At 44.0% G+C, this 24119-nt stretch carries 22 protein-coding genes; 10 read left to right on the top strand and 12 right to left on the bottom strand.

What is annotated here, in order from left to right; all coding sequences use genetic code 11:
* The first annotated feature begins 24 nt into the window (after positions 1 to 24).
* The 4 genes from AAEO56_RS00490 (at position 25) to AAEO56_RS00505 (ending at position 5757) form a co-directional block, all read left to right on the top strand.
* Positions 25 to 1077 (top strand): glycoside hydrolase family 130 protein, encoded by a 1053-nt coding sequence (locus AAEO56_RS00490; protein ID WP_341695047.1) that lies wholly within the window; start codon positions 25 to 27, stop codon positions 1075 to 1077.
* 5 nt (positions 1078 to 1082) lie between these two features.
* The gene (locus AAEO56_RS00495; protein ID WP_341695048.1) at positions 1083 to 2375 is read left to right on the top strand and encodes an MFS transporter; all 1293 of its coding nucleotides are present in this window, start codon (positions 1083 to 1085) and stop codon (positions 2373 to 2375) included.
* Positions 2376 to 2394: 19 nt separating this feature from the next.
* Positions 2395 to 4116, top strand: coding sequence for a glycoside hydrolase family protein (locus tag AAEO56_RS00500; protein WP_341695049.1), 1722 nt, complete (start codon positions 2395 to 2397; stop codon positions 4114 to 4116).
* A 63-nt stretch (positions 4117 to 4179) separates the two neighbouring features.
* A complete protein-coding gene (locus AAEO56_RS00505; protein ID WP_341695050.1) occupies positions 4180 to 5757 on the top strand; it encodes an alpha-glucosidase in 1578 nt (525 codons plus the stop codon).
* Positions 5758 to 5814: 57 nt separating this feature from the next.
* Here the strand turns inward: AAEO56_RS00505 and AAEO56_RS00510 are convergent, their stop codons facing one another.
* The 6 genes from AAEO56_RS00510 to AAEO56_RS00535 all read right to left on the bottom strand — a co-directional run bounded on the left by AAEO56_RS00510 (position 5815) and on the right by AAEO56_RS00535 (position 9487).
* Positions 5815 to 6228, bottom strand: a complete 414-nt coding sequence (locus tag AAEO56_RS00510) for a DUF1842 domain-containing protein (protein WP_341695051.1) — start codon at positions 6226 to 6228, stop codon at positions 5815 to 5817.
* 386 nt (positions 6229 to 6614) lie between these two features.
* Positions 6615 to 7118: a hypothetical protein gene (locus tag AAEO56_RS00515; protein ID WP_341695052.1), complete on the bottom strand. Its 504-nt coding sequence runs from the start codon at positions 7116 to 7118 to the stop codon at positions 6615 to 6617.
* Positions 7115 to 7702, bottom strand: coding sequence for a class I SAM-dependent methyltransferase (locus AAEO56_RS00520; protein ID WP_341695053.1), 588 nt, complete (start codon positions 7700 to 7702; stop codon positions 7115 to 7117). The genes AAEO56_RS00515 and AAEO56_RS00520 overlap by 4 nt, the downstream gene beginning before the upstream one ends.
* Positions 7677 to 8507, bottom strand: a complete 831-nt coding sequence (locus AAEO56_RS00525; RefSeq protein WP_341695054.1) for an oxygenase MpaB family protein — start codon at positions 8505 to 8507, stop codon at positions 7677 to 7679. The genes AAEO56_RS00520 and AAEO56_RS00525 overlap by 26 nt, the downstream gene beginning before the upstream one ends.
* A 57-nt stretch (positions 8508 to 8564) precedes the next feature.
* The gene (locus AAEO56_RS00530) at positions 8565 to 8864 is read right to left on the bottom strand and encodes a winged helix-turn-helix domain-containing protein (protein ID WP_341695055.1); all 300 of its coding nucleotides are present in this window, start codon (positions 8862 to 8864) and stop codon (positions 8565 to 8567) included.
* The gene (locus AAEO56_RS00535; protein ID WP_341695056.1) at positions 8861 to 9487 is read right to left on the bottom strand and encodes a hypothetical protein; all 627 of its coding nucleotides are present in this window, start codon (positions 9485 to 9487) and stop codon (positions 8861 to 8863) included. The genes AAEO56_RS00530 and AAEO56_RS00535 overlap by 4 nt, the downstream gene beginning before the upstream one ends.
* A gap of 396 nt (positions 9488 to 9883) precedes the next feature.
* On the opposite strand from AAEO56_RS00535, the gene AAEO56_RS00540 reads away from it, so the two are divergent.
* Complete coding sequence (locus tag AAEO56_RS00540) at positions 9884 to 11800, top strand: SPFH domain-containing protein (protein WP_341695057.1); 1917 nt, start codon at positions 9884 to 9886, stop codon at positions 11798 to 11800.
* A 279-nt stretch (positions 11801 to 12079) separates the two neighbouring features.
* Here the strand turns inward: AAEO56_RS00540 and AAEO56_RS00545 are convergent, their stop codons facing one another.
* From AAEO56_RS00545 to AAEO56_RS00560, 4 genes are read right to left on the bottom strand one after another with little or no spacing between them, the layout of a single operon-like run.
* Positions 12080 to 12763, bottom strand: a complete 684-nt coding sequence (locus AAEO56_RS00545; protein ID WP_341695058.1) for a response regulator transcription factor — start codon at positions 12761 to 12763, stop codon at positions 12080 to 12082.
* A gap of 3 nt (positions 12764 to 12766) precedes the next feature.
* Positions 12767 to 13561, bottom strand: coding sequence for a sensor histidine kinase (locus AAEO56_RS00550; protein WP_341695059.1), 795 nt, complete (start codon positions 13559 to 13561; stop codon positions 12767 to 12769).
* Positions 13513 to 14166 (bottom strand): hypothetical protein, encoded by a 654-nt coding sequence (locus AAEO56_RS00555; protein ID WP_341695060.1) that lies wholly within the window; start codon positions 14164 to 14166, stop codon positions 13513 to 13515. Before AAEO56_RS00555 ends, AAEO56_RS00550 begins: the two co-directional genes overlap by 49 nt.
* Before the next feature lie 2 nt (positions 14167 to 14168).
* Complete coding sequence (locus tag AAEO56_RS00560) at positions 14169 to 14513, bottom strand: hypothetical protein (protein ID WP_341695061.1); 345 nt, start codon at positions 14511 to 14513, stop codon at positions 14169 to 14171.
* A gap of 328 nt (positions 14514 to 14841) precedes the next feature.
* Between AAEO56_RS00560 and AAEO56_RS00565 the strand changes: the two genes are divergently transcribed.
* The 4 genes from AAEO56_RS00565 (at position 14842) to AAEO56_RS00580 (ending at position 20401) form a co-directional block, all read left to right on the top strand.
* Positions 14842 to 16314 carry a hypothetical protein gene (locus tag AAEO56_RS00565; RefSeq protein ID WP_341695062.1) on the top strand — a complete coding sequence of 491 codons (1473 nt, stop codon included), beginning with the start codon at positions 14842 to 14844 and terminating at the stop codon, positions 16312 to 16314.
* A 39-nt stretch (positions 16315 to 16353) separates the two neighbouring features.
* On the top strand, positions 16354 to 16908 hold the full coding sequence (locus AAEO56_RS00570; protein WP_341695063.1) for a phage tail protein: 555 nt from the start codon (positions 16354 to 16356) through the stop codon (positions 16906 to 16908).
* 581 nt (positions 16909 to 17489) lie between these two features.
* Entirely contained in the window at positions 17490 to 17981 is a 492-nt protein-coding gene (locus AAEO56_RS00575; RefSeq protein WP_341695064.1) for a T9SS type A sorting domain-containing protein, read from the top strand.
* Positions 17978 to 20401 carry a collagen-like domain-containing protein gene (locus AAEO56_RS00580; protein WP_341695065.1) on the top strand — a complete coding sequence of 808 codons (2424 nt, stop codon included), beginning with the start codon at positions 17978 to 17980 and terminating at the stop codon, positions 20399 to 20401. Before AAEO56_RS00575 ends, AAEO56_RS00580 begins: the two co-directional genes overlap by 4 nt.
* Before the next feature lie 148 nt (positions 20402 to 20549).
* Here the strand turns inward: AAEO56_RS00580 and AAEO56_RS00585 are convergent, their stop codons facing one another.
* Together AAEO56_RS00585 and AAEO56_RS00590 are read right to left on the bottom strand one after the other, a co-directional pair.
* Positions 20550 to 20804 carry a T9SS type A sorting domain-containing protein gene (locus AAEO56_RS00585; protein ID WP_341695556.1) on the bottom strand — a complete coding sequence of 85 codons (255 nt, stop codon included), beginning with the start codon at positions 20802 to 20804 and terminating at the stop codon, positions 20550 to 20552.
* 254 nt (positions 20805 to 21058) lie between these two features.
* Positions 21059 to 22051, bottom strand: coding sequence for a T9SS type A sorting domain-containing protein (locus tag AAEO56_RS00590; RefSeq protein WP_341695066.1), 993 nt, complete (start codon positions 22049 to 22051; stop codon positions 21059 to 21061).
* Between the two features lie 189 nt (positions 22052 to 22240).
* On the opposite strand from AAEO56_RS00590, the gene AAEO56_RS00595 reads away from it, so the two are divergent.
* Entirely contained in the window at positions 22241 to 24025 is a 1785-nt protein-coding gene (locus tag AAEO56_RS00595) for a hypothetical protein (RefSeq protein WP_341695067.1), read from the top strand.
* Positions 24026 to 24119: the final 94 nt, after the last annotated feature.

A 24119-nucleotide genomic window follows, 5' to 3' on the forward strand; every position in this document is an offset into this window, starting at 1 on the left:
CCTTAATTATACAACACACTTGATATGAAAGACATCGCAAAACGCTTTGTTGAGAATCCCCTATTATCTCCACAGGACTTAGTGCCAAGCACCGAAGGCCTGGAAATTACCTGCCTGCTTAATCCCGGTGCCTTCAGGTTCCAGGATAAAACATGGCTTATCGTGAGGGTCGCAGAAAGGCCTAAACAAAAAGACAATATCATTTCGTTCCCGATACTTACAGCGACCGGAGGCATTGATATTATGGAAATAGAAACATCTGACCCTGAGCTTATCGCTGATGATGCAAGGGTAATCAATTATAAAGGGAGCGACTACCTTACAACACTGTCGCACCTGCGCCTGCTTTGCAGCGATGACGGGATTAAATTTTATGAGCCTGAAGGTTATCCGGCGCTTGTTGGCGAAGGTATAATGGAAACATTCGGGATAGAGGATTGCCGCGTGGCAGAGATTGAAGGTATCTACTACCTGACATTCACTTCTGTTTCGCCGAATGGCGTGGGCGTGGGCCTTCGCACCACAACCGACTGGAAAAATTTCGAAAAGCACGGCCTGATATTCCCGGCACACAATAAAGACTGCGCCATTTTTGAAGAGAAAATTAATGGCTTGTTCTATGCAATCCATCGCCCGAGCAGCGTAGATATTGGAGGAAATTACATTTGGTTAGCATCATCTCCTGATGGTATCCATTGGGGGAACCACAAATGCATTATCAAAACACGCAAAGGCCACTGGGACAGCAAGAGGGTTGGCGGCGGCGCTGCCCCTATCAAAACTGCAAAAGGATGGCTGGAAATATACCACGGCGCGAATGAAAATCACCAGTATTGCCTTGGCGCTTTCTTAATGGATCTTAATGATCCGTCGAAAGTACTGGCAAGAACGGAAGAACCGATAATGGTGCCTTTGGAGGAATACGAACTGAAAGGCTTCTTTGGGCATGTTGTATTTACAAACGGTCATATTATTGACCCGGATGGCGATACAATAACTGTTTATTATGGTGCAGCCGATGAATTCGTATGTGCTGCTAAATTTTCTATCAACGGGATACTCTCACTTTTAAAATAGAATTAATGCTAAAGAAACTTACATCAGAAGTTAACCATTTTAAAAGCCAGAGCCATAATTTCCGCATACTGGTCCTTACCAATATGGTCTATGCATTGGTACAGCCCGTTATCGATATTTTTGTGGCGGCCTATATTATGAGGAACTCCGATGATACCTCAAAAGTCGTTATTTACCAGTTGGCAATTTATACTGGTATTCCCCTGACTTTCTTGCTAAATGGCTTTCTGCTGAAGTATTTTAATATCCGGAAACTCTACTCTACAGGGATGATGCTCAGCGGTGTTTCGATGGTGATCATGATGTCGTTAAAGACACTTGACCTTACCGGGATAGCTATAGCGGGCATTACCATGGGACTGTCTTTTGGCTTGTATTGGGCGAACAGGGATTACCTTGCCATATCGATCACCAATGATGAAAACCGTAACTATTACTACGGCCTTGAAACATTCATTTATACGATCATTGCCATTGCGGTGCCTGCTACAATAGGCTGGTTCATCCAGTCGAAAACAGGCGCGGAAGACAAGCATGGCGCTTACCTTGTGATCACCGGGATCGTATTTTTAATTACTATGGTGGCTTCGATTGTTTGCTTCAGGGGAAAATTTGAAAACCCTGTCCAGAAAAAATATATCTTCTTTAAATTCCATCCGCTTTGGTATAAATTATTGTCACTGGCGATGTTCAAGGGCCTTGCACAGGGCTTTTTGGTAACAGCTCCGGCAATGCTCATCTTTAAAATATTAGGCGAAGAGGGTGCGCTTGGCAATGCGCAGTCTATTGGCGCTATCCTCGCTGCGATAATCATTTATTTCATAGGGCGTTTCTCAAAACCGTCCGACAGGATCAAAACGTTTTCCGCAGGACTTATACTGTTTGCATTGGGCGCATGTCTGAATGGCTTGCTTTTCGACGAAACAGGCGTGATCATATTCCTGCTACTATTACTTATCGCTAAACCCCTTATGGACCTGGCCTACTACCCTATCCAGCTTCGGGTTATAGATATCGTTTCGCGGATAGAAAGACGAGGCGAGTTCACCTACATCCTTAACCATGAATCGGGCTTATACCTCGGCAGGCTTTTGGGCGCTGGCACGTTTTTAGTTTTATACTTTGTAGTTTCTGAAGATTTTGCCCTTAGGTACGCTATCGGGATCATCGCACTGCTGCAATTATGCTCTATATTTATAAGCAAAAAGATCATTGCTCAAGGCAACAGCATAGCTCCTGAAAAAGAAGATATAGAAGATACAAAAGTCCTTGAAGAGACTGCCGCAAACCTGGTTTAACACTAACATCAATCTACTTATGAACATTATATATAAAACTGCCGCAGCCTGTTTATTCCTGTTGGGAATTGACGCTACCGCACAGGTAAAACAACAACCCATACCGCGTGTCGATCAAATGGCGGATATGCCAAAGCCATTTAATATCATCGATTACAACAAGCTGTCGCACGATTTTGATGCAACCGTTTATGACTTTAATGCCAAGGGAGAATTTTGGCCGTTAGTCTGGATTGATACATCGCAAAAAAATGCACCACAGGATGTTGTGGGAATGTACACCGCAATTGGCGACGTGCGCCAGGGGCCGTTACATAACAAAGGGATGTTCCATGAAGCGTTGGCAACTATGGGCGCTACACTGGGCGGCACTCTGGTAGGCATTGATAAGACCAACCAGGAAGGCCGGAATTATGTATCCATGCTTAAAAACTATTTCAACAGCGAAACCGGTTGGAACATCATGATGAACAACACCTGTCCCGAAGTAGCTTTGCTGGGTGGCGGTTATGGCCGCGACTGGTGGTATGATGTATACCCTAACCTGCTGTTCTATGCGATATACGACAAATACCCGAACGAGCCCGGCCTTGAAAAAATGGCAAGGACAATTGCCGATAAATTCTATGAGGCCGATGTTATCCTGAATGGCAATTACGACTACTCTTATTTCGATTATGGGAAAATGACCCCCATGAAAAACAATATCTGCGCACAGCCTGATGCGGCCGCAGGTCATGCATGGGTTTTATATGCAGCGTATAAAAAATTCGGTGATGCCAAATACCTGAAAGGTGCAATCTCAGCTCTTAACGCACTGGAAGCGCAAAAGCTGAATCCTACTTATGAATTGCTGATGCCTTTCGGGGCCTATCTTGCCGCAAGGATAAACGCTGAGCAGAGTAAAACTTATGACATCAATAAAATGCTGCACTGGAGCTTTGACGGCACCCCTATCTGCCGCGAAGGCTGGGGTGTATTGGTAGGCAACTGGAACGGGTATGACATTTCAGGGATCGTAGGCAGTACGGTAGACCGTGGCGGCTATGGCTTCCTGATGAATACCTATGATGCCGCATGGCCTTTGGTGCCTATGGTGCGTTATAATCAGTCGTATGCTAATGCGATAGGCAAATGGATGCTGAATGCCGCGAATGCATCAAAATTCTTTTACCCACAATACATGCCGGATGAGCATGAGACCATTCCGGAACTGGCAAGTGTAAGCAAAAATGTTATTGCTTACGAAGGGATAATCAAACGGTCGAATATGGACCAGTACCAAAACGTACAGGCACCTGTAGCGCAGGGTGACGGGCCGCTTTGGGTGGTAGGGCAAAACCCGCCACAGTCACAGCTAAGCGTTTACGGCAGCGGGCACGTTGGTATCTTTGGAAGCATCATCAAAAAAACAAATGTAGAGGGCGTTTTGCGTTTGGATTTACTTGCCACCGACTTTTTCCATGACAAGGCCTACCCTTCCTATTTGTATTATAATCCATATACGGAAGGAAAAACCGTTAAGGTAAAAGTTGCAAAAGGCAAAAAAGTGGATTTGTATGATACTGTATCGGGAACTTTTGTAGCGAAGAATGTTTCATCTTCGGCAAAAATAAAGCTTACATCTAAAAATTCAGCGATAATCATAATGGTTCCGTCGAAAGGCAAAATGACCTATGAAGGCTCGAAAATGCTGGTGGATGGTGTAGTTGTCGATTATAATTACCAATCAAAAAAATAAATAACAGTGAAAGGCAGGACAAAACTTGTAATTATGATCGCCTGCTTTTTAAGTTGTATTGCCATGCATTCACAAGATTCCGCGACTGCAAAAAAATGGTGGAAGGAAAGCGTTTTTTACCAAATCTATATGCCAAGCTATGCTGACAGTAATGGGGACGGCTATGGTGATTTCAAAGGAATTACAAACAAGTTGGGTTACTTGGAGGAACTGGGGGTCAGGTGTGTTTGGCTGACCCCTTTCCTATCTTCACCAAAAGTGGATAACGGTTATGACGTTGCCGATTATTATGCCATCGACCCTACCTACGGGACTATGGACGACTTTACTACTTTCCTGAAAGAAGCCCACAAAAGGAATATCAAAGTAATTATGGACCTGGTGCTGAACCACTCTTCTACCGAATGCAAATGGTTCCGGGAATCCAGGAAATCAAAAGACAATCCGTACCGCGATTATTACATCTGGAAAGACAAGCCTAACAACTGGGAGTCATTTTTTGGCGGGTCGGCATGCGAACTGGATCCTGTGACCAACCAATATTATTACCACAAATTTGATGTGACGATGGCCGACCTCAATTGGTCGAACCCAAAAGTCGTAGCTGAAGTGCAAAACATCCTCCAATTCTGGCTCGATGCGGGTGTGGATGGTTTCCGCCTCGATGTGATCAACTTCCTCAATACCGATGGCATTACACAGGACAATCCCATGAAAGACGGCAAGCAGCACCACCTATACGATATTGATCAAAAGGGCGTGAAAGATGCCATGCGAATCATAAAGTCGACTGTGAATAAATATGACAGCCGTTTTATCGTAGGCGAAATAGGCAGCGACAAGATTGAAGTATTGAAGCAATACCAGTCGGAAGAATTGCTGGATGTGGTCTTTAATTTTAACTTTGGTAGTATCCCCTCTTTTTCTGCAGAAAGGATTTTCAACGAGATGCAAAGCATGGAAAAGGAGATGAGCAGCTACCCTACCCTGTTTTTCGGGAGCCATGATATGCCGCGCATGATCGACCGGTTAGCCGATGGAAATCCTGAAAAGGCAACCGCACTGGCCACCCTGATGCTTACCGCAAAAGGAGTGCCGTTTATTTATTATGGCGAAGAGATCGGGATGCACAACATCATTGCCAAAAGCCTGGCTGAAATCGTAGACATACAGGGAAAAACGGCCTACAAGCTTGCAATAGAAAAAGGTAAAAACCCCAATGAATCATTGGTAGAAGCAAATAGCCAGAACCGAGATAAGTCCCGCAGCCCTATGCAATGGAATGGATCAGATTTCGCAGGGTTTTCAAAAGAGAGAAGCTGGATAAAGATCAACACCGATTATAGGGAAGTCAATGTAGAGGCTTTCGCAAAGAAGACAAACACTATTCTCTCCGATTATAAAAAGATCATTGCTTTACGGAATTCTGAAAAAGCATTGCAATATGGGGAATATAAGCGCCTGGAATACAAAGAAGGCCAGATATTGTTTACCCGCAGCTTTGAGAATGAAGAGATAACCGTTATCATTAACTTTGGAACGAAAACTAAAGTAAAGCTTCCGGCTGGTGCCAAATTGCTTTTGGGGGATACTGATATAAGATCAAATGGTCATATCATTTATAAAACGATGTTGTATTAAAACAAGAGAAACCTGTCTTTTCAGACAGGCCTCCCCAACATTTGAATATTTATCAACTTACGATTTTGAAACCGGAACGTCTTCAACATCATGGCCTCCATAGCTAAAGCCGCCTTTCCCGTTCCAGTTGTTGTCTATTGCCATGTGGGCAGAGAAGTCGGCAAGGAAAGAACCTATTGCCGGTGGCGGAACAGACTGAACATACTGGCCTTCCAGCGCAACTATCTTGGTCACGTTTCCGAAGCCTGTCGCACGGATGACACCGCTTACGTTTCTTATAACAATATCTCCCATCGGCGGTGCCAAAGCCTGGGTAATCTCTACTGTACCCGAAACACTGTTAGTGGAAGGAACCACTACTAATGAAAAATGCATGATCGGTGCACCGGGCATACCTACGTTGCCCATTGTACCATTTACAAGATACGCTCCTATCAAGCGGCTCGTTTTACTTTTTGTTGCTGTTGTCATAATTTTAATAATTTATTGGTTTTAAATCTTACTCATCTGGCTTTTCAGATATCGCCCCTTTACTAGTGGTGTGGTCCACCTGAATCTGACCCGGTCTACAAAGTCGTGAATGTTCTCTGTTAAGAAGAATTGTACCCGATTTCGTACTCCGGGATAATTGCATGCGTAACATAAATTTTTAGCTAAAAACCTTTGACTAAATTACACAATAGCAGTTTTGAAAAACCGCGTAGAAATACCTGTTTTTCAGTAATAGTATAAAATATTGGCACCAAACCACCAATATCCTAAAGAAATCAGCCCAAAAGATGGAGATTTAAAGGATTATAAAATGAGACCCAGATTGCAGAAATTTGGTATATCAGAAACTTTTTTGTGAAGATGTTTTAATAGATAACATGGGCCAGATAAACAATAGAATAGCTAAGCATACAGCAAATACTTTTTGTATCGAATGAACTGAAGATGGATTCTCCTCCTGCGTTATCCCTTGTCCATAGCCAGGCCGGCAGCCAAAACCCAATTGAAAAAGCAATATCCATAAAATCAAACCGGCCGTTTAAAAAATGTATCAATTGTAGTATTTCCATACCCACTGCTATTAATATTGGAATAAATACCAGCCGTAGTTTATACTTTCGGAACTGTAGGTAAAAAGGGCCGGAAGTAATTGTAATGCAAAATACCCACAAGCCTTCCGGGAGGGAATACACAATACATTCCTTCAATGGCAATGCGGTAGTGATGGCTGTTTTTAAATCATGATAGCGATCCTTTGATAGCAATGCCATAATGAACTGGTTGACCAGGGTTTTCTCTGTCCGGTAAAAAACATAGATAAACAGGCAGATCAATAATGAAACGGTCAGTAGTGGGATGTACTTTTTCAAGGCCTGGAAAAAATAAGGAGTTGATAATAGGAGCCTTTTCCCAGCCCCGTTTTTTTTACTAAAGAGAACTTTCTTAGCCCGTCAATATCGCTCAGGCGGAACAAGGATTTGAAATGGAAAATACATGACAACGGGTGAAAAGCCCTGTCAATATATTTAAGCCCGTTATCGGGTGTAAAATGGTTCAGGATAAAGAGCTTCCCTCCCGGCTTTAGCACCCTCTGAACGTGTTCCAATAACCGATTGGGATCTTTGGCAACAGCCAGTACATGCGACATAACCACATAATCGAAACCGGCGTTGGGAAACGATAAATTCTCGCCATCCATTAGCAGCAGTCTGATATTGTTTTTTTCAAAACGACGCGCTTTGCCCAGCATCGCTTCGGAAATGTCGATGCCCGTGATCTCATGCCCTTTATATAAAGGCAGGTGCGACCCGGTGCCAACGCCTATCTCAAGCAGTTTTCCTGAAGGATATTTATTCACTTCATCAATCAGTACTTTTCTTTGCCCCGCTAAAAAATAGTTTATGACAGGGTACAGAAAAGTTATGCGGTTATAAAAGATGCGTGCTGTGTGCATTTTCTGAACGTTTAAAGTGAAAGGGACACCTGCGACCTTTTGGCCCGACATCCAGTGCCTTCAGGTCGTTTTTATATTTCGCCGGCTGGATGATGGCTTTTATAATCCAGTCGCCTTTAAGATATTTAATTAGCTTGTAGGATCCTACAAAAGGCCGCAACAGGGACATTCTCCTGAATCCCAACAGCCCGCGTACTTTATTTGGAACTACCAGTGACTGCGCTTCTAATAATATCCTGTACCGCATCACGCCAAGGTGTTTTCGATATTGACGAAAGAGGTCATCCGTGTAAATGCTGCGCTGCATATCCTCCTCCATGTGTCCTGCACGCATGTCCTCCCATTCCCCGAAGGTTTGCGGCAGGCCTTTCAATCCCATGCGGTCACCTACCCTGTAAAACACATCGAAAACTTCCTGCCTTTCGGCATCGCTCAATTTGCGTTCCAGCACTTCAAACGACCTGACCGAGTAATCGATGAGCATGAAGAGCACGTCCCTGTAAGCCCAGTCGGGAATGCCCATGCCGCGCTTTGCCTCCACCCCGGCATGTATTGCTGCAATGGTGTCGATGGCTTTCAGGGCTGTCTCTCTATCCGAAAAGATTATGGAGCGGGCATACGAAACCGTGGAGAAAAGCCTTCCAAGCGGATCGGCGGGAAGCTTGCCGGTAAAGTACAGCCAGTCGACCGCCTTATTGAGCGCAAATTCTGCCGAAGCACCCGCAAATATAAAGAGGATGTTATCGCTGTTGCCCCATATTTGCCGCACTATCGAATCCTTTTTTACAAAATATTCTGTTTCCATAGAATTATACTTTATTTTAAAAGAACTTTGAATTTCAAAGTTTTATTGCAAATTTTTTTATTTATGTGATTTTACCAAATTTTCAAGTATCCTCAAATGCTCAAGGAATGCCGTCCTGCCCTCTTTTGTCATAATATATTTTGTATTGGGTTTTCTCCCCACAAATGATTTTTCAACACCAATAAATTCTTCTTTTTCCAACGCTTTCAGGTGGCTTGCAAGGTTGCCGTCGGTAACATCAAGGTACTCCTTTAGCGCATTGAAGTCCAGGGCATCATTAACAGCCAGCGCTGACATGATCCCCAGCCTTATGCGGCTCTCGAATGCCTTATGTAATCCATTTACTGAAATTTTCACCTGTCGTATTTAACGTGTATGTATATACCATAAATTATGTGGGCAACCCCAAAACCCAATGCCCAGAATACCAGGCCGTATTCTATAAAATAAGAATTGGCAAGCCCAAGCGCTACCTGTATCAGGCCTAATATCTTTATATCCTCAAAAGTATACCTGCTTGCAATGTATAATGAGAGCCCGTAGAATATCAGGGTTACTGGAGCAATCAGCCCGATAAGCCCTTTCGAGAGCAGCACCAGACTAAATAATCCGCCTATTACCAAAGGTACGCTCATATTTATAAGCAGCCGCCTTGACGTGGAATTCCACATCGTTTCATTTCTCTTTTGTGCCTTCCTGTTCGAAAAATAAAATGCGGTACCGATTGACAAAACCAGTACAGCGACCGCCAAAAGCGCAACCTTCATCAAACCCGCTAAATACTCCCCTCTCGAAAAAGAGGTATAAACAACTTCGTCAGGATTAAAATTAAATACCTTATAGGCTATCCATGCACCTGCCAAAGCATACACCCCAGCCATGATACCTGCCCATCCGGACAGGGAAAGAAATTTGGTAGACCGTTCCATCATCGAACGTATCTCGGATATGTCCCGGGCAAAATCCTGCTGTTGCTTCATAAAAAAGTACTTTTCACTACAAAGTTAATAATTTCGATTAAAAATTAGCTATTCGTACTACTATTTTTACCATACGATGCAGTAAGTTTCTCCTCCAGCCTATAAAATGTTACATCCTTCGTAGCAGACAGATGTCACACAATTTTTGCATTTACCAAAATATGCGATACGAAAAGTTATTCTTGTACACGCATAGCGGTATAAAATCTGACTTTTAAATTGTTAAAGCCCAAAATGCCAATCATAGTTTGTTTTACAAAAAATAATGTCACAGACGGGCAATTTCAGGCCTCCTTAAGCATGGTTTTTTCACATTTAATTAACAAAAATGTTAATAGTTAAAATGTTAATTTATCCGAAAACCGCCCTGTAATTTTGTAGTCTAATTTTTATAATATGACAACAATTATTCTAAGTTACTGGTGGGCAATCCCGGTACTTTTATGTGTTTTAGGGTACAAATTTGTACTTCGTGTTTTTTTCGGAATGGTGATAGTACCTGAAGATAAGATAGGGCTGGTTACCAAAAAGTTCGTTTTATTCGGGGAAGGAAAATCCATGCCCGACAGCCGCATCGTAGCAACAAAGGGAGAAGCCGGCTTCCAGGCACAAACGCTTGCACCCGGGTTGTACTGGATGAAATGGATATGGCAATATAGTATTGACATGACATCGTTCACGATTATCCCTGAAGGCAACATCGGCCTCATCTTAAGCAAAGATGGTAGGGAAATACCAACAGGCCGCATTCTCGCAAGAAGGGTAGAATGTGATAACTTCCAGGATGCTGCGGCGTTTTTGGAAAACGGTGGGCAAAAAGGCCGCCAGACCGCTTTTGTGACAACAGGGTCTTACAGGATAAATACATTTTTGTTCCAGGTCGTAATCATGGAACAGGTAAAAATAAGGGAGAACATGGTCGGCGTGGTTACTGCCCTCGATGGTGAGCCGATACCTATCGGGCAGATCGCGGGTAAATTTATTGAAGGCCATAACAACTTCCAGGATTTCGATGAGTTCCTTGGCCAGGGTGGTAACAGGGGTTTACAGCCACAGGTAATGCTGGCAGGTTCGTACTACCTTAATACATGGGGCGTACAGATCGAGCAGATACCTATGACGGATGTGCCTATTGGTTATGTGGGTGTCGTGATATCCTACATAGGAGAAGATGGTGTGGATGTGACCGGCGAAACCTTTAAGCATGGCAATATTGTAGCGAAAGGTGACCGTGGCGTATGGGTAGAACCACTTGGGCCCGGTAAGTATGCCATCAATAAATATACCACCAAGCTGGAACCTGTCCCTACTACCAACCTTGTACTCAATTGGGCAAACGCGCGCAGTGAGTCGCACGACCTAGATAAGAATTTGTCGACCATTACAGTACGGTCTAAAGACGGCTTCCCCTTTAACCTGGATGTGGCGCAAATTATCCACGTCCCAGCCAATGAAGCGCCTAAAGTGATCGCGCGTTTCGGCAGCATGACCAACCTTGTGTCGCAGGTATTGGAGCCTACTATAGGTAACTACTTTCGTAACTCGGCGCAGGACAGCGATGTTATCTCATTCCTTAGCACCAGGAAAGAACGCCAGGAATCGGCAAAGAACCACATTAAGGCAGTGCTGGATGAGTATAATGTGAATGCTGTAGATACGCTGATCGGCGACATTGTGCCTCCTGAATCGCTGATGAAAACACTGACCGACCGTAAAATTGCGGAAGAAGAGCAGAAAACCTACCAGACCCAAAGGATGGCACAGGAACAGCGCCAGGGTGTGGAGAAAGAAACCGCCATTGCAGATATGCAGAAAGAAATCGTTCGCGCTTCGCAGAGCGTTGAAATCGCACAGCGGACTGCTGATGCCACAGTGAAAAAAGCGGAAGGTGATGCAACCAGCCTCAAACTAAATGTAAATGCCGAAGCCGAAGCTACTAAGATGAGAGCCAATGCTGAGGCCGAAGCTACAAAAGCAAGGGCAGGCGCTCAGGCAGAGGCTACCAAGCTTACTGCAAGCGCTGAGGCAGAACGCATTTCGAAAACAGGTTTGGCTGAAGCCGAAAAGATCATGGCAATAGGTAAGTCGACTGCGGAAGCCTACCAACTACAGGTTTCGGCTATGGGCGGCGATAACTTTACCCGGTACAAAATCACAGAAGAGATTGGTAAAGGCAATATTAAGGTGATTCCTGATGTAATGATATCGGGGAATGGCGGTGCCGATAACCCCATAAGCGGCATTCTTGGCCTTAAACTCATGGAAATGATGGGCAATGATAAAAAAGACAAGCCTGATCCTGAGTTGAATTAATGAAATGAAAACAGCCTTCGGGCTGTTTTTTTTTATAAAACAAGGAACACCTAATGGCTCAGAAAGACACCGTCGCCCCCGGATAGGTATGCCCATACGCTATTTGAGGATAAGGGGATTACTGTGATTGTAATTTTTCTTAGAAAAAAAAGGCAGGCAACAGGAATTGTAGTTTGGCCCTCATATAAATAAACTTGTCTGTTGAAAGTACAGCTGCATAGATAAGTAATTATTTTAAAAATACAGCACGCTGTTTGGCTATTCTTTACTGGAAAAATTTTAATCTACCAGATTATCTACAGATACATATTCGTTTTGGATAGCATATATGATAAGGCCTATCATATTTTTACATTCGGTTTTGCGTAATAAATTATTGCGATGCCCTTCTACAGTCCTTGAGCTTAGGAACAACTCTTTGGCTATTTCACCTGCGCTGTATTGTTTGCAGATTAATTTAAGCACTTCTACTTCCCTTGTTGTAAGCTGCTCACCGTCAAACCTGCTCCTGGGTTTTTTATTTGGCGAAATCAGGCATTCATGTATAATACTCAACACATGGTCGTTGTAGTAATACCCGTTAGTATACACTTCGTTTATAGTTGTCAGCAATTCCTGCGGGGTAGTGTTTTTTGCTACATAAGCTGACGCGCCTACATCGATCATGTTGGCAATAAACGATTTGGTATCGTAACTTGACAAAGCAATTATCCTGATTCCGGGGTAATCATTATGAATTATTTTTGTGGCCTCTACCCCATTCAACAATGGCATCTTAAGATCCAGTATAATAATATCAGGATGATTCCTTTCTTCCTCTTTTTTAAGATACGTAATAAGCTCCTGGCCATTAGATGCCTCAAAAACAATTTCGATGTTTTTCTTCCTTTGCAGTAAAAATGAAATCCCTTTTCGGAATAAAGCTTCATCATCTACAAGTGCAATTTTGATTTGGCTGTTCATAGTCTAAAAATTAAAGATAACATTTGTGCCTTTGCCTACAACTGAATTGAAAGTAATGCTGCCATCCAGGTAAATAATCCTGCTTTCAATATTTTTCATACCAAGGCCTTTTTTATTTTCGATGCTTTCGGTATCAAAACCTTTCCCGTTATCCGAATACGTGCATAGAACCTTCCCACTCTTTTCTTCAAAAAGCAGCGAAACACCACTTGCCTTGCCATGGCGAAGCGAATTGCTTATCAGTTCCTGCACGATCCTGAAGACATGGAGGTGACGCTTCTTATCTGCATCGTCAAACTGCACCTTATTCGTATAGGTAACCGCTATCGCATTTAAGCTGTTATATTCAAAGCACAACTCTTCAATGCCTGCATGAAGCCCAAATTTATCCAATACTGCAGGTAACAGGTCATGTGCTATTTTCCTGGAATTGTCAAGCGCTTTGGCCACCATGCCTATTATGTTTTCCGATATTTCAGAAAGTTCGCGGGCAGTCAGGTTGGGCGTGGTGAGCAGGTGGCTGTTTAACGAAACAATATTTAGCTTTGAACTTATATCGTCATGCAAATCCTGTGCAATTCGCCGGCGTTCTTCTTCCTGTACTTCTATTGTAACTGTCAGCAGGTCTTTCTGATAGTCGAGTTCGAGCTGTTTTGTTTCGAGTTCTTTCAGAGTGACTTTCCTTTTTGAGAAATAAAAGAACAACAGCAGGATCATTCCCATAAACACCATAAGAAAGATCGCTGTTATCAATATGAGCGCTGTTTGGTTGCTTTCTGATAAAAGGTTTTCTTCCATTCATATAAGATTAATAGTTGGTAAGCAATAAATATTATGGAGTTGATCTTCCAGATGTACATACCCACATCAGCGGCAATTGATACAATTTCTGCGGCAGTGGCAAAAATAAGGCTGATGCCGATCAGGTAAATAAATATTCCTGCAGTAATATAATAAAAAGGCAATTTATTGGATATGAGCTCATATAAATAAAGAACTGCATAAAGGATAAGGATAATAGCCGTCATCAAAAAGCCAAATGAATTAAAAACATAATAAAGTTCGGGTTCCCTGATGTATTGTATGGCTAAAACAACTAAAACCGGGACTGTTATATATTTTATTACCCGGCTGATCTTTTTGTTACAATCCTCAAAAACATAATAGAAAAAGCAACTCAGCACTATGTATTGGATAAAAAGATAATACGTTGATAAAAAATGGTTATTGGCATTCCTTGTAGCATAACTTTCCATTATAAACTGTACAGCACATATCCCCAAAAGATAAAAGGTAAAAAATTTATAGGCCCTGCTTTTGCCGGCAAAGCCTATAAAATAGATAATGGTATTTATAAACAGAAGAATATAGCCTGTGTAAGATATAATCTTTAGTGAAAACATGCTTATTCGTTTAGAGGGCTGCTGTTATCGCATGCGTTAGGGCAGGGCCTTGAAAAATCATAAATGTTAGCCCCTGGATATTTTCCCGGAATCATATCAATAAAGGTTTCGGTTACATGATCATACTTTGTACCTACGATCATAAATTTTGGTTCTCCGTTATCATCTATCCCGAGATATCCTCTTACAGCATCTATACCTTCTGCCAGTACTTGTATAACGTCTTCCTTAGGAATCAAAAAAGCATGAAGTTCATTTTTTGCGAAATAACTGCTTTCGTCCTTTCTCCATTTATCAGCCCATCTCTTGGCTGTTTCTAAATCAATAATAAAATCTGGTGCTTCCATGGTATAACTATTTTAATTGGTTACATAAAAAAACAAAAATGCAAACGGCAATGTGGTAGATACCTGTATGCAGAAGATTTATAGATGAAGCAGGGTAGGTTTATAATTGCCTCCCTTTGTGTCACAAAGTAAAGGTAAAATATTTTACAAAGAAAACGTTAACGTACTACAAAATAATCCTGAAACTGCAAATAAATCCGTTGAAATGCATCCATTGGTAGTTGCTTTCAGTAAATATACCTGTAAAAAAAACGGGTAGATATACGCTAAAATAAAAAGCGCCTAAATGGTAGTTTAGTACTACCAATAATATAAAACCAGACCAACTATGACTGCATCATCAAAACCAGCGAAACATGCCGGCAAGGACACCAGTACCCGTAACGAAAAGGCATCAAAAACAAATATCGCGTACTTTATAGTACTATTGACAGGCACACTAATGGCTATAATTTCCTGTGATAAAAAGGAAGGCGAAAACCATTATTCGGACGTTATCAAGCCTCAGGAATTCCCGGATGACCTTGGTATAGAAGGATTTAATTTCCCTGAAGATTCAACTGCGATTTACGGATGGCTTGAAAAGAGGGATACGGTGAGCATAACAAGGCACGCATGGGGCATTTGGGCTGGCCTTACTGCCAAATCCGACCAGGTTTTTGAGGGAGATTCCCTGCTTGTTTTTGAAACATGGCTTGGTGTTAAGGAAATTTCGAAATTCGCTGCCCTGGGGAACAAAAGTGGTGGCTGCACCCCTCTAAAAAAAGAACGTACCCCATTAAGCGTTCCGAAGCAGTTTATTCACGCACAGTTGTTTGCCAATAAAAATGCCAGGATCGACACTTCCTTCCAGGTATACGAAACCGTATCCTATAATCCCAGCGCGGCATGCTATGCCACAGAGAACCTCATCTTTAACCAATCAGTCCTTGACCAATATAAGGTACAGGGCGGAATTGGCAGCATACCTCCTTTCCCTAACAGCGCCATTACTACAAAACCTACCTATTTTGCAGGTAAGCCAAATAACGACGGACTTATAAGGGTACCGGTATGGCCGGGCACGCCAAACCCCGCTAAGGCCTATAAATATGATGTATGGGATACCTATGTATATGCCGATATAAACAACAATCAGCCGGGCAATAAAAAACTGGTGCCGGTGACAGCAGCTAAGCCTACGCCACAGCAAATAAAGGCCGCAACCTGCAATGTAAGTGATTTCATCAATTACAAGCTTGATAAAGACGAAGCAAAATACCTCAACCTGCACCAGGATAAAGGCAGCGCCCAGTTTAAGGCCGGGGATATTGTACTATTGGTCGGCATGCACGTTGGTACACGGGAAATTAATAACTGGACCTGGCAAACCTATTTTTGGAGCTATAATAACGACAACCCATTCCTGCCGAGTTCGCGCTTTGAGGCCAGCCTTAGGCCACCATCTGTTAAAGGGGCCGCAGCACACTATGCCGTTACTACTTCGTATGCAATGGTTTGGCCCAACCAGCCCGTTAACGGCGGTAGCAATGAAGGAGTAACCCCGATCATATCTTTCAATCCTTACCTGGAAGCCGGTTTTGGCCCGGGCGTATTCAGCGTTCCAAACAAGATGGATGCTTCCTATCAGTACGGCGTACAGACCAATTGCATGACCTGCCATGCCATGGCAACGGCAAGTGGGAGCATTGGCTACAGTACCGACCAGTACATAAGTATGGACGACAAGTCCCTGTTCACAAACCAGGTGCAGCTTGATTTTGCATGGTCCATCCAGGGCAACATCAACAAGAAGAAATAATAGGAACAAATAAATATTAACCAATTAAATTTTATTATCATGGACGAGTACATTGGAATTATCAAACTATTTGGAGGAAATTTTGCGCCACGTGGCTGGGCATTTTGCACCGGGCAAATCTTGCCCATATCCCAATACACTGCTGTATTCTCGCTTTTGGGCACTACCTATGGCGGTGACGGGATATCCAATTTTGCCTTACCTGACCTTAGGAGCAGGGTTCCCGTTGGAATGGGCCAGGGACCGGGGCTCTCCGATTATACCCAGGGTGAAATGGCAGGCGAAGAAAATGTTAGCCTTTTGACCAGCAACCTTCCGTCACATTCACATGCTGGACAGCTATTTGTAAGTGCCGAAAATGCTACCGATCCAGTTGCTACAAATGACGCATCAATAGCGTCGCCGGGAACTTTGAGCGGCAGGACATTTTCACCTACGCTTGGATTTGCGGCTGTAGCGCCCGACACTGTTTTGAACACCGGATCGATTAGAGTGGGGGTTACAGGCGGGAACATTCCTATAAGCATTCTGCAGCCTTACATAGGTATGAACTACATAATATGCCTTGAAGGTATCTATCCGCCAAGGCCATAATTTCAAGTTTCAAATGCTTTTCTCCAAAAATGCCCTGATAATGGCGCAGTTCTGGAGAAAAGTTTTTGCTTTCAATCCGGAAAGCGAAATTCAGTAGTCAAATCTAAATGAAAATGCCGCTTATAGATGCCTTTACTTTCCGAATGCAGATAGGCCTTAAATACACCCCGTTTTCATAAAAATGCCGATAGAAAGGCCTACATTTTTATCCATACCATTCTTAACTGTGAAAGTGCTGCCATCACGAACAATTATGCAGCTGAAGCCTGCAGCAATATCAGAAACAAACATATCCGGAAATAAAATCACCTTTAAACAAAAATTTACATAAAACACTCATAGAAAGGGATTTATATTTTATTTCATGATACTGCCTCACTAAATAGGCAGCGTAAAACCAGGTATATATACGTGGTTTTAAATCGCGTATATCTGCGCTGAAATAAAAAGTTAAGATACACTAAGTTAGTACCGGAAATGATCCGCATCAAAAAAACAGATCATCATGCGTTACGATGCTGGCGCACGATAATTATGAAGCGATCTTAAATCAGCATAACATCAACTAAAAAACACCTTTAATGAGAAAAGAAATGACAGCATTGATCGCCCTGCTTGCCACGGGCTTTTATATGCCGCAACTTTATGCACAGCAGGCTGTAACGTCTTCGGGAGGAGATGCGATGGGTAGCGGCGGCACAGCAAGCTATTCTACAGGGCAGGTAGCCTATACCGTCATTACCGGTACCGGCGGCATTGCAACACAGGGCGTACAGCAGCCCTATGAAATCTTTGTACTTGGCACCGACAAGCATGAAGGCATAAAACTTTCTGCGATCATCTATCCCAACCCCACCATTTCCACAGTTAAGCTGGTGATAGACAATTCTGACCTGCGTGACCTCAGCTTTGAGCTTTTCGACCTGAGCGGAAGGCTGATCACAGGACGAAAGATAACTTCGGGAGAAACGACAATAGGTATGGACACGCTGCAGGCGGGTACCTATGTATTAAACGTTTACGGAGGCGCATTCAAACTAAAAAGCTTTAAAATATTAAAAAGAGATCTATGAAAAAAATAATTACTTTACTCGTATTATTCATCAGTGCGGGGCTCTTTGCCCAGGCACCGGGAAAAATGAGCTACCAGTCGGTAGTCAGGAATTCAGGGGGCGACCTCATCAGCAGCGCTCCTGTCGGGGTGAAGATCAGCATATTGCAGGGCTCCGCTACGGGTACTCCCGTATTTGCCGAAACCCATACCGCCTCAACCAATGTTAACGGACTGGTAAGCCTTGAAATAGGTGGCGGAAATCCTATAACCGGATCGTTTGCAGCTATAAATTGGGCGACTGGCCCTTTCTTCATTAAAACAGAGATCGACCCTGCCGGTGGCAGCAGTTATTCTATTGCCGGCACAAGCGAATTAATGAGCGTACCCTATGCCTTATTTGCTGCTAACAGTACTCCGGGACCACAAGGGCCTCAGGGGCCTGCAGGTGCAGTTGGGCCACAAGGACCTATTGGGCTGACAGGTGCTACAGGAGCCGCTGGTGCTACAGGAGCGATTGGACCTGTCGGACCGGCTGGTGCTAATGGACCCGTGGGGCCGCAAGGACCAATAGGGTTAACAGGGGCTACCGGGGCAGTTGGGCCACAAGGACCAATAGGACTTACAGGGGCTACCGGGGCCGTTGGACCACAGGGACCAATAGGACTTACGGGTGCCGCTGGTGCTACAGGAGCGGTTGGAGCTACAGGACCTCAGGGACCAATAGGATTAACGGGCGCTACAGGGGCTGTTGGACCACAGGGACCAATAGGACTTACAGGAGCAATTGGACCTGTCGGACCAGCTGGTGCTAATGGAGCCGTAGGGCCACAAGGACCAATAGGACTTACAGGGGCTACCGGGGCCGTTGGACCACAGGGACCAATAGGACTTACGGGTGCCGCTGGTGCTACAGGAGCGGTTGGAGCTACAGGACCTCAGGGACCAATAGGATTAACGGGCGCTACAGGGGCTGTTGGACCACAGGGACCTATTGGACTTACAGGAGCGATCGGACCTGTCGGACCAGCTGGTGCTAACGGAGCCGTAGGGCCGCAAGGACCAATAGGATTAACAGGGGCCACTGGAGCTGTTGGACCACAGGGACCTATTGGACTGACTGGTGCAACAGGAGCCGTTGGTGCTACAGGACCACAGGGACCTATTGGGCTTACGGGGGCGACAGGACCTGCCGGAGCAAACGGAACCGACGGTGTTGATGGTGCTACAGGACCACAAGGACCGATAGGATTAACAGGTGAAACTGGTCCTGCCGGCGCAACTGGAGCCGTTGGTGCTACAGGACCTCAGGGACCTATTGGATTAACAGGTGCAGTTGGACCACAAGGGCCAATTGGACTTACAGGAGCAACTGGGGCAGTTGGCGCTACAGGACCACAGGGACCTATTGGGCTTACGGGGGCGACAGGACCTGCCGGAGCAAACGGAACCGACGGTGTTGATGGTGCTACAGGACCACAGGGACCAATAGGATTAACAGGTGCTGTTGGACCACAAGGACCAATTGGACTTACAGGTGCTACAGGACCTGCCGGAGCAAACGGAAACGACGGTGTTGATGGTGCTACAGGACCACAAGGACCGATAGGATTAACTGGTGCAGTTGGACCACAAGGGCCAATTGGACTTACAGGTGCTACAGGACCTGCCGGAGCAAACGGAACCGACGGTGTTGATGGTGCTACAGGACCACAAGGACCACAGGGACCAATAGGATTAACAGGTGCAGTTGGACCACAAGGGCCAATTGGACTTACAGGAGCAACTGGACCTACTGGCGCAGTTGGACCACAGGGACCTATTGGATTAACTGGCCCTACCGGAGCAACTGGGGCAGTTGGCGCTACAGGACCACAGGGACCAATAGGATTAACAGGTCCTACGGGAGCCACTGGAGCTGTTGGACCACAGGGACCTATTGGGCTTACGGGGGCAACAGGACCTGCCGGAGCAAACGGAACCGACGGTGTTGATGGTGCTACAGGACCACAAGGACCACAAGGACCACAGGGACCAATAGGACCAACAGGTGCAGTTGGACCGCAAGGGCCAATCGGACTTACAGGAGCAACTGGTGCTACAGGGGCCGCAGGCGCTCAGGGGATACAAGGTATCCAGGGACCTGCAGGGCTTAGCACGTTGCCTGTAACTACTATCACTGCAAGTGGAACAACCCTCGATACAACCACCAGATTTGTTTATATTACAGGCAATTATTCTGTACTGCTGCCAGCAAGCCCGGCTGTGGGCCAACAGATCTATTTCTTTTCTGAGAATATATCGGCTGCAATTAACCCGAATGGAAAATTTTTCAGGGATGGCGGCGTAAACTATGGTACATCTACATTTAATGAATTTGGAGGCACAACTTCAAGAGGATTTATCCTGATCTTTAATGGTACTTTTTGGTTCACCATATAAACATATTATCTCACTAAATATCAAAAACCATTTTACGTAACTGTAAAATGGTTTTGTTTTTTATGAGTATAGTGGCTTTGCATAAACAATAAAAACGGGCGTTAAACCCGTTTTTCCCCCATAAAATTAAAAATATCACTAAAGCTGGTTAATGATTTACTATGATTTTTTTGGTAAAAGATTTTCCATCGGCAGTTGCATTCAGCATAAAAATCCCGTTCGACACGCCTGACACATCCATTTTGCCTGTTCCCGAAATGCGCAGTACTTCCCTTCCCGGCAGGTCATAAAGGCTTCCTTCAATGGCTGTAGCTGAGGATGGCAGTTCGAGTGTCACAATACCCGATGCAGGATTTGGATAGGCGTTTTCGGCTGCAATTAACCCGAATGGAAAATTTTTCAGGAATGGCGGCGTAAACTATGATACATCTGCATTCAATGAATTTGGAGGCACAACTTCAAGAGGATTTATCCTGATCTTTAACGGTACTTATTGGTTCTCCATATAAACATATTATCTCACTACATATCAAAAACCATTTTACGTAACTGTAAAATGGTTTTGTTTTTTATGAGTATAGTGGCTTTGCTTCATCAATAAAAACGGGCCTTAAGCCCGTTTTTCCCCCTTAAAATTAAAAATATCACTAAAGCTGATTAATGATTTACTATGATTTTTTTGGTAAAAGATTTTCCATCGGCTGTTGCATTGAGCATAAAAATCCCATTCGACAGGCCTGACACATCCATTTTGTCTGTTCCCGAAATGCGCAGTACTTCCCTTCCCGACAAGTCATAAAGGCTTCCTTCAATTACTGTAGCCGAAGATGGCAGTTCGAGTGTCACAATACCCGATGCAGGATTTGGATAGGCGTTTATTGCAGTTGCTTCATAGTCTTCCCTGCCCATTGTAGATTGAAGCGGGATAAAGCTACCTCCTTCTGTCCTGACCATGAACAGCCCGAATGCCGGCCCGTTACTGTTATTTTCCGGATGCGCAAACCCGCTCGATAGTACAATGGCTGCTTTGTTGTCCATCGCCATGGTAGCAAGAGGTACTGAATAAGAGCCTAAAACTTCATTGGTCGCTGTTGTGGTTACTTCTATTACATAATTCATTACCGGCATGCTGTGATAACCGGCCGTAAAAACCGGATAAGGCATATCATAAATAAAAGTACCCAAAGGTATGCTGGTTTCTGACACATTTATATTGCCCGAATCGGTACACCCATGGCTTAACAGGACACCCGTATAGCCCGGCATATAAGTACTATCAAATGCGCCCGAAAAAAGCCTGAGCCCAAAAGGCGGCGCCGGTGAATAGCCGGTTGTGCTGTGGATTCCGTTGGCAACAATCACGTAAGTACCATTGAATGTTTCAGTCATGCTGTAAAAACCGTCTGCTACAGATGTGCTATTAGCAGGGGCTATAGTAAATGTAAGAGGAATACCTGCCGGTATCTCGAGGAAAGGTGTTGCTTCCCTGAAACCCATATCATCGATTATCCTGATGTCTCCCATATAAATATCGATGTGAGTTAAAGCGGCATCAGGCGAGTTGTGTACCGCCTGTAACTTTGCCTGGGAAAAAGCGTTAGGGCTTACTAATAAAATGGCTGCTGCCACGAGAAAGGTAATTTTTTTCATTTTTCTTTTGGTTAAAATTGATAAGGCAAATGTATCCCCAACTCGCAAAAGCACCTAAAAAACACGGTAAGCAATTTGGTAATCATATTGACAAATAATTGATTTTAAAGCGATTAAATATCTAACCAACAGTATCAGGATTTCATTTAATATTATTAAATTTCGCCTGCCAAGTATAAGTTGCATCAAATGAGCAAGTGTTTCAAATTTTACGTTATAACTATTTTTTACCTTTTTTTATCCGTTGCCGGTTTTTGCCAGGCTCAGGAAAAGAAAAGTGACGCATTGCTACGCGATCTGGAAAAGAAAGCGGCACACTTTAACGGACCAGCATCCGGCGGGGAAATTGCTGCTATTAAAGTTTCGTATAACGGATTGTTGAAGGAAGCAGAACGGACAAATGATTACGGAACTATATCCCCGGGTGCGCTTACGGTGGCGATGTATGCCTACAAAATGCGAAAGGCCGACGACGCACTGTACTACTTTAACGAAAGCATCAAATACGAAAAGGATTCCCGTGACAAAGACAAGCACATCCAAAGTGCAAAAGCAAGGCGGTTTTCGGGCGACATGTACCTTATCAGCAATGATTATAAAAAAGCGCTTTCTGTTTACCTTGATGCGTTGGACCTTGCCATAAAGCACGGTCTCAAAGAGGAAGAGGCGGCAACGCTCAATAACCTTTCCGTCCTTTATATTAAAATGTACGACCCGAAAAACCTTCCGAATACAAAAAAAGGAATGGAATATGCCTCGAAGTCTATCGAAGTCCTGAAACAGCAAGGCGCTGGTAATAAAAATGCATTGCGGTCACTTGCGGTTTCCTACAGCAATTATGGGGATCTTTCCAATAATTATGGTAAGGACAGCAAACAGCGCAGCTATCAGCAAAAAGCCATACAGGCCTATGAAAAAGCCCTTTCACTATTTGATAAAGTGGGTATGCCGGCACAAAAATGCGGTGTGTATGGCAATATTGCTTATGCGTATAAAGACCTTGGCAACAGGGAAAAATATTACTCGAACCTGATGAATGCTTATACTGTAATGCAAAACCAGGACGTATCCCTATACGAACAGGAAGGCATCCACTATGCACTAGGTGAGTATTATTATGAAGATAAAGACAGGGAGAAAAGCCTGTACCATTTGCAGGAGGCAGAAAAGCTTCTGGCATCGGACCCGGCAAAGGATTACCAGATCATGGTGCTTTTGAAAAGCCTTGGCCAGCGCATATATGCCGAACGGGCTGACTATAAAAAAGCATACCAATACCAGGCTGCCCACCAAAAACTTAACGACAGCCTGCTTAATGCCGAAACCCTGCGCAGGTTTGAAGAGATCGAAGTACAATACCAAAGCGAACGCAAAGGGCAGCAGCTTAAGGAAGCAGCGCTTTCGCTCGAAAATGCCCACCTGATGCGCAATGCTGTTATTGTAGTGGCTGTACTGCTCGCCCTGTCACTATTCCTCTTTTACCGGTTTTATACTGCGAAGAATAAAGCGCTTCTTTTTAAAAAGGAAGCTGCGGATGTAGCATTGGAAAAAGCTGCTCTTGAAATTAAAGCCAACAAGGAAATGCTGGATCGCTATACGCAGAGCTTAGTAGAAAAAAGCCACCTCATCGATGATCTGGAGAAACAGCTCACAGAATCGGGTAAAGCAGATGACGCTGCACTAAGCAAACTGTCCAATAGCAGGATACTCACCCGCGAGGACTGGGCCGAATACAAAAGGCTTTTTGACAAGGTATATCCCGGATTCTTTATCAAGATGCGGCAAAAATATCCGGATATCACAGATGCTGATGAGCGCATCCTCGCCTTCAGCAAGCTTAACATCAACCTCAAGGAAGCTGCCGACCTGCTGGGCATTTCCTACGACTCCATGAAGAACAGCCGCTACCGCCTCCGCAAAAAAATGGGTATCGATAATGAAACCGGCTTCAGGGATATTACTGAGAATATTTAGGATTGCTTTTATCATTAAGCCTCCTTATAATTAATTGTTAAAAGGATCTCCGGCTTCCATAAAAGTCACGAAATTGATTTACATGAGCGTTTCT

This window comes from Flavobacterium arundinis (assembly GCF_038289855.1).
Classification (GTDB): domain Bacteria; phylum Bacteroidota; class Bacteroidia; order Flavobacteriales; family Flavobacteriaceae; genus Flavobacterium; species Flavobacterium arundinis.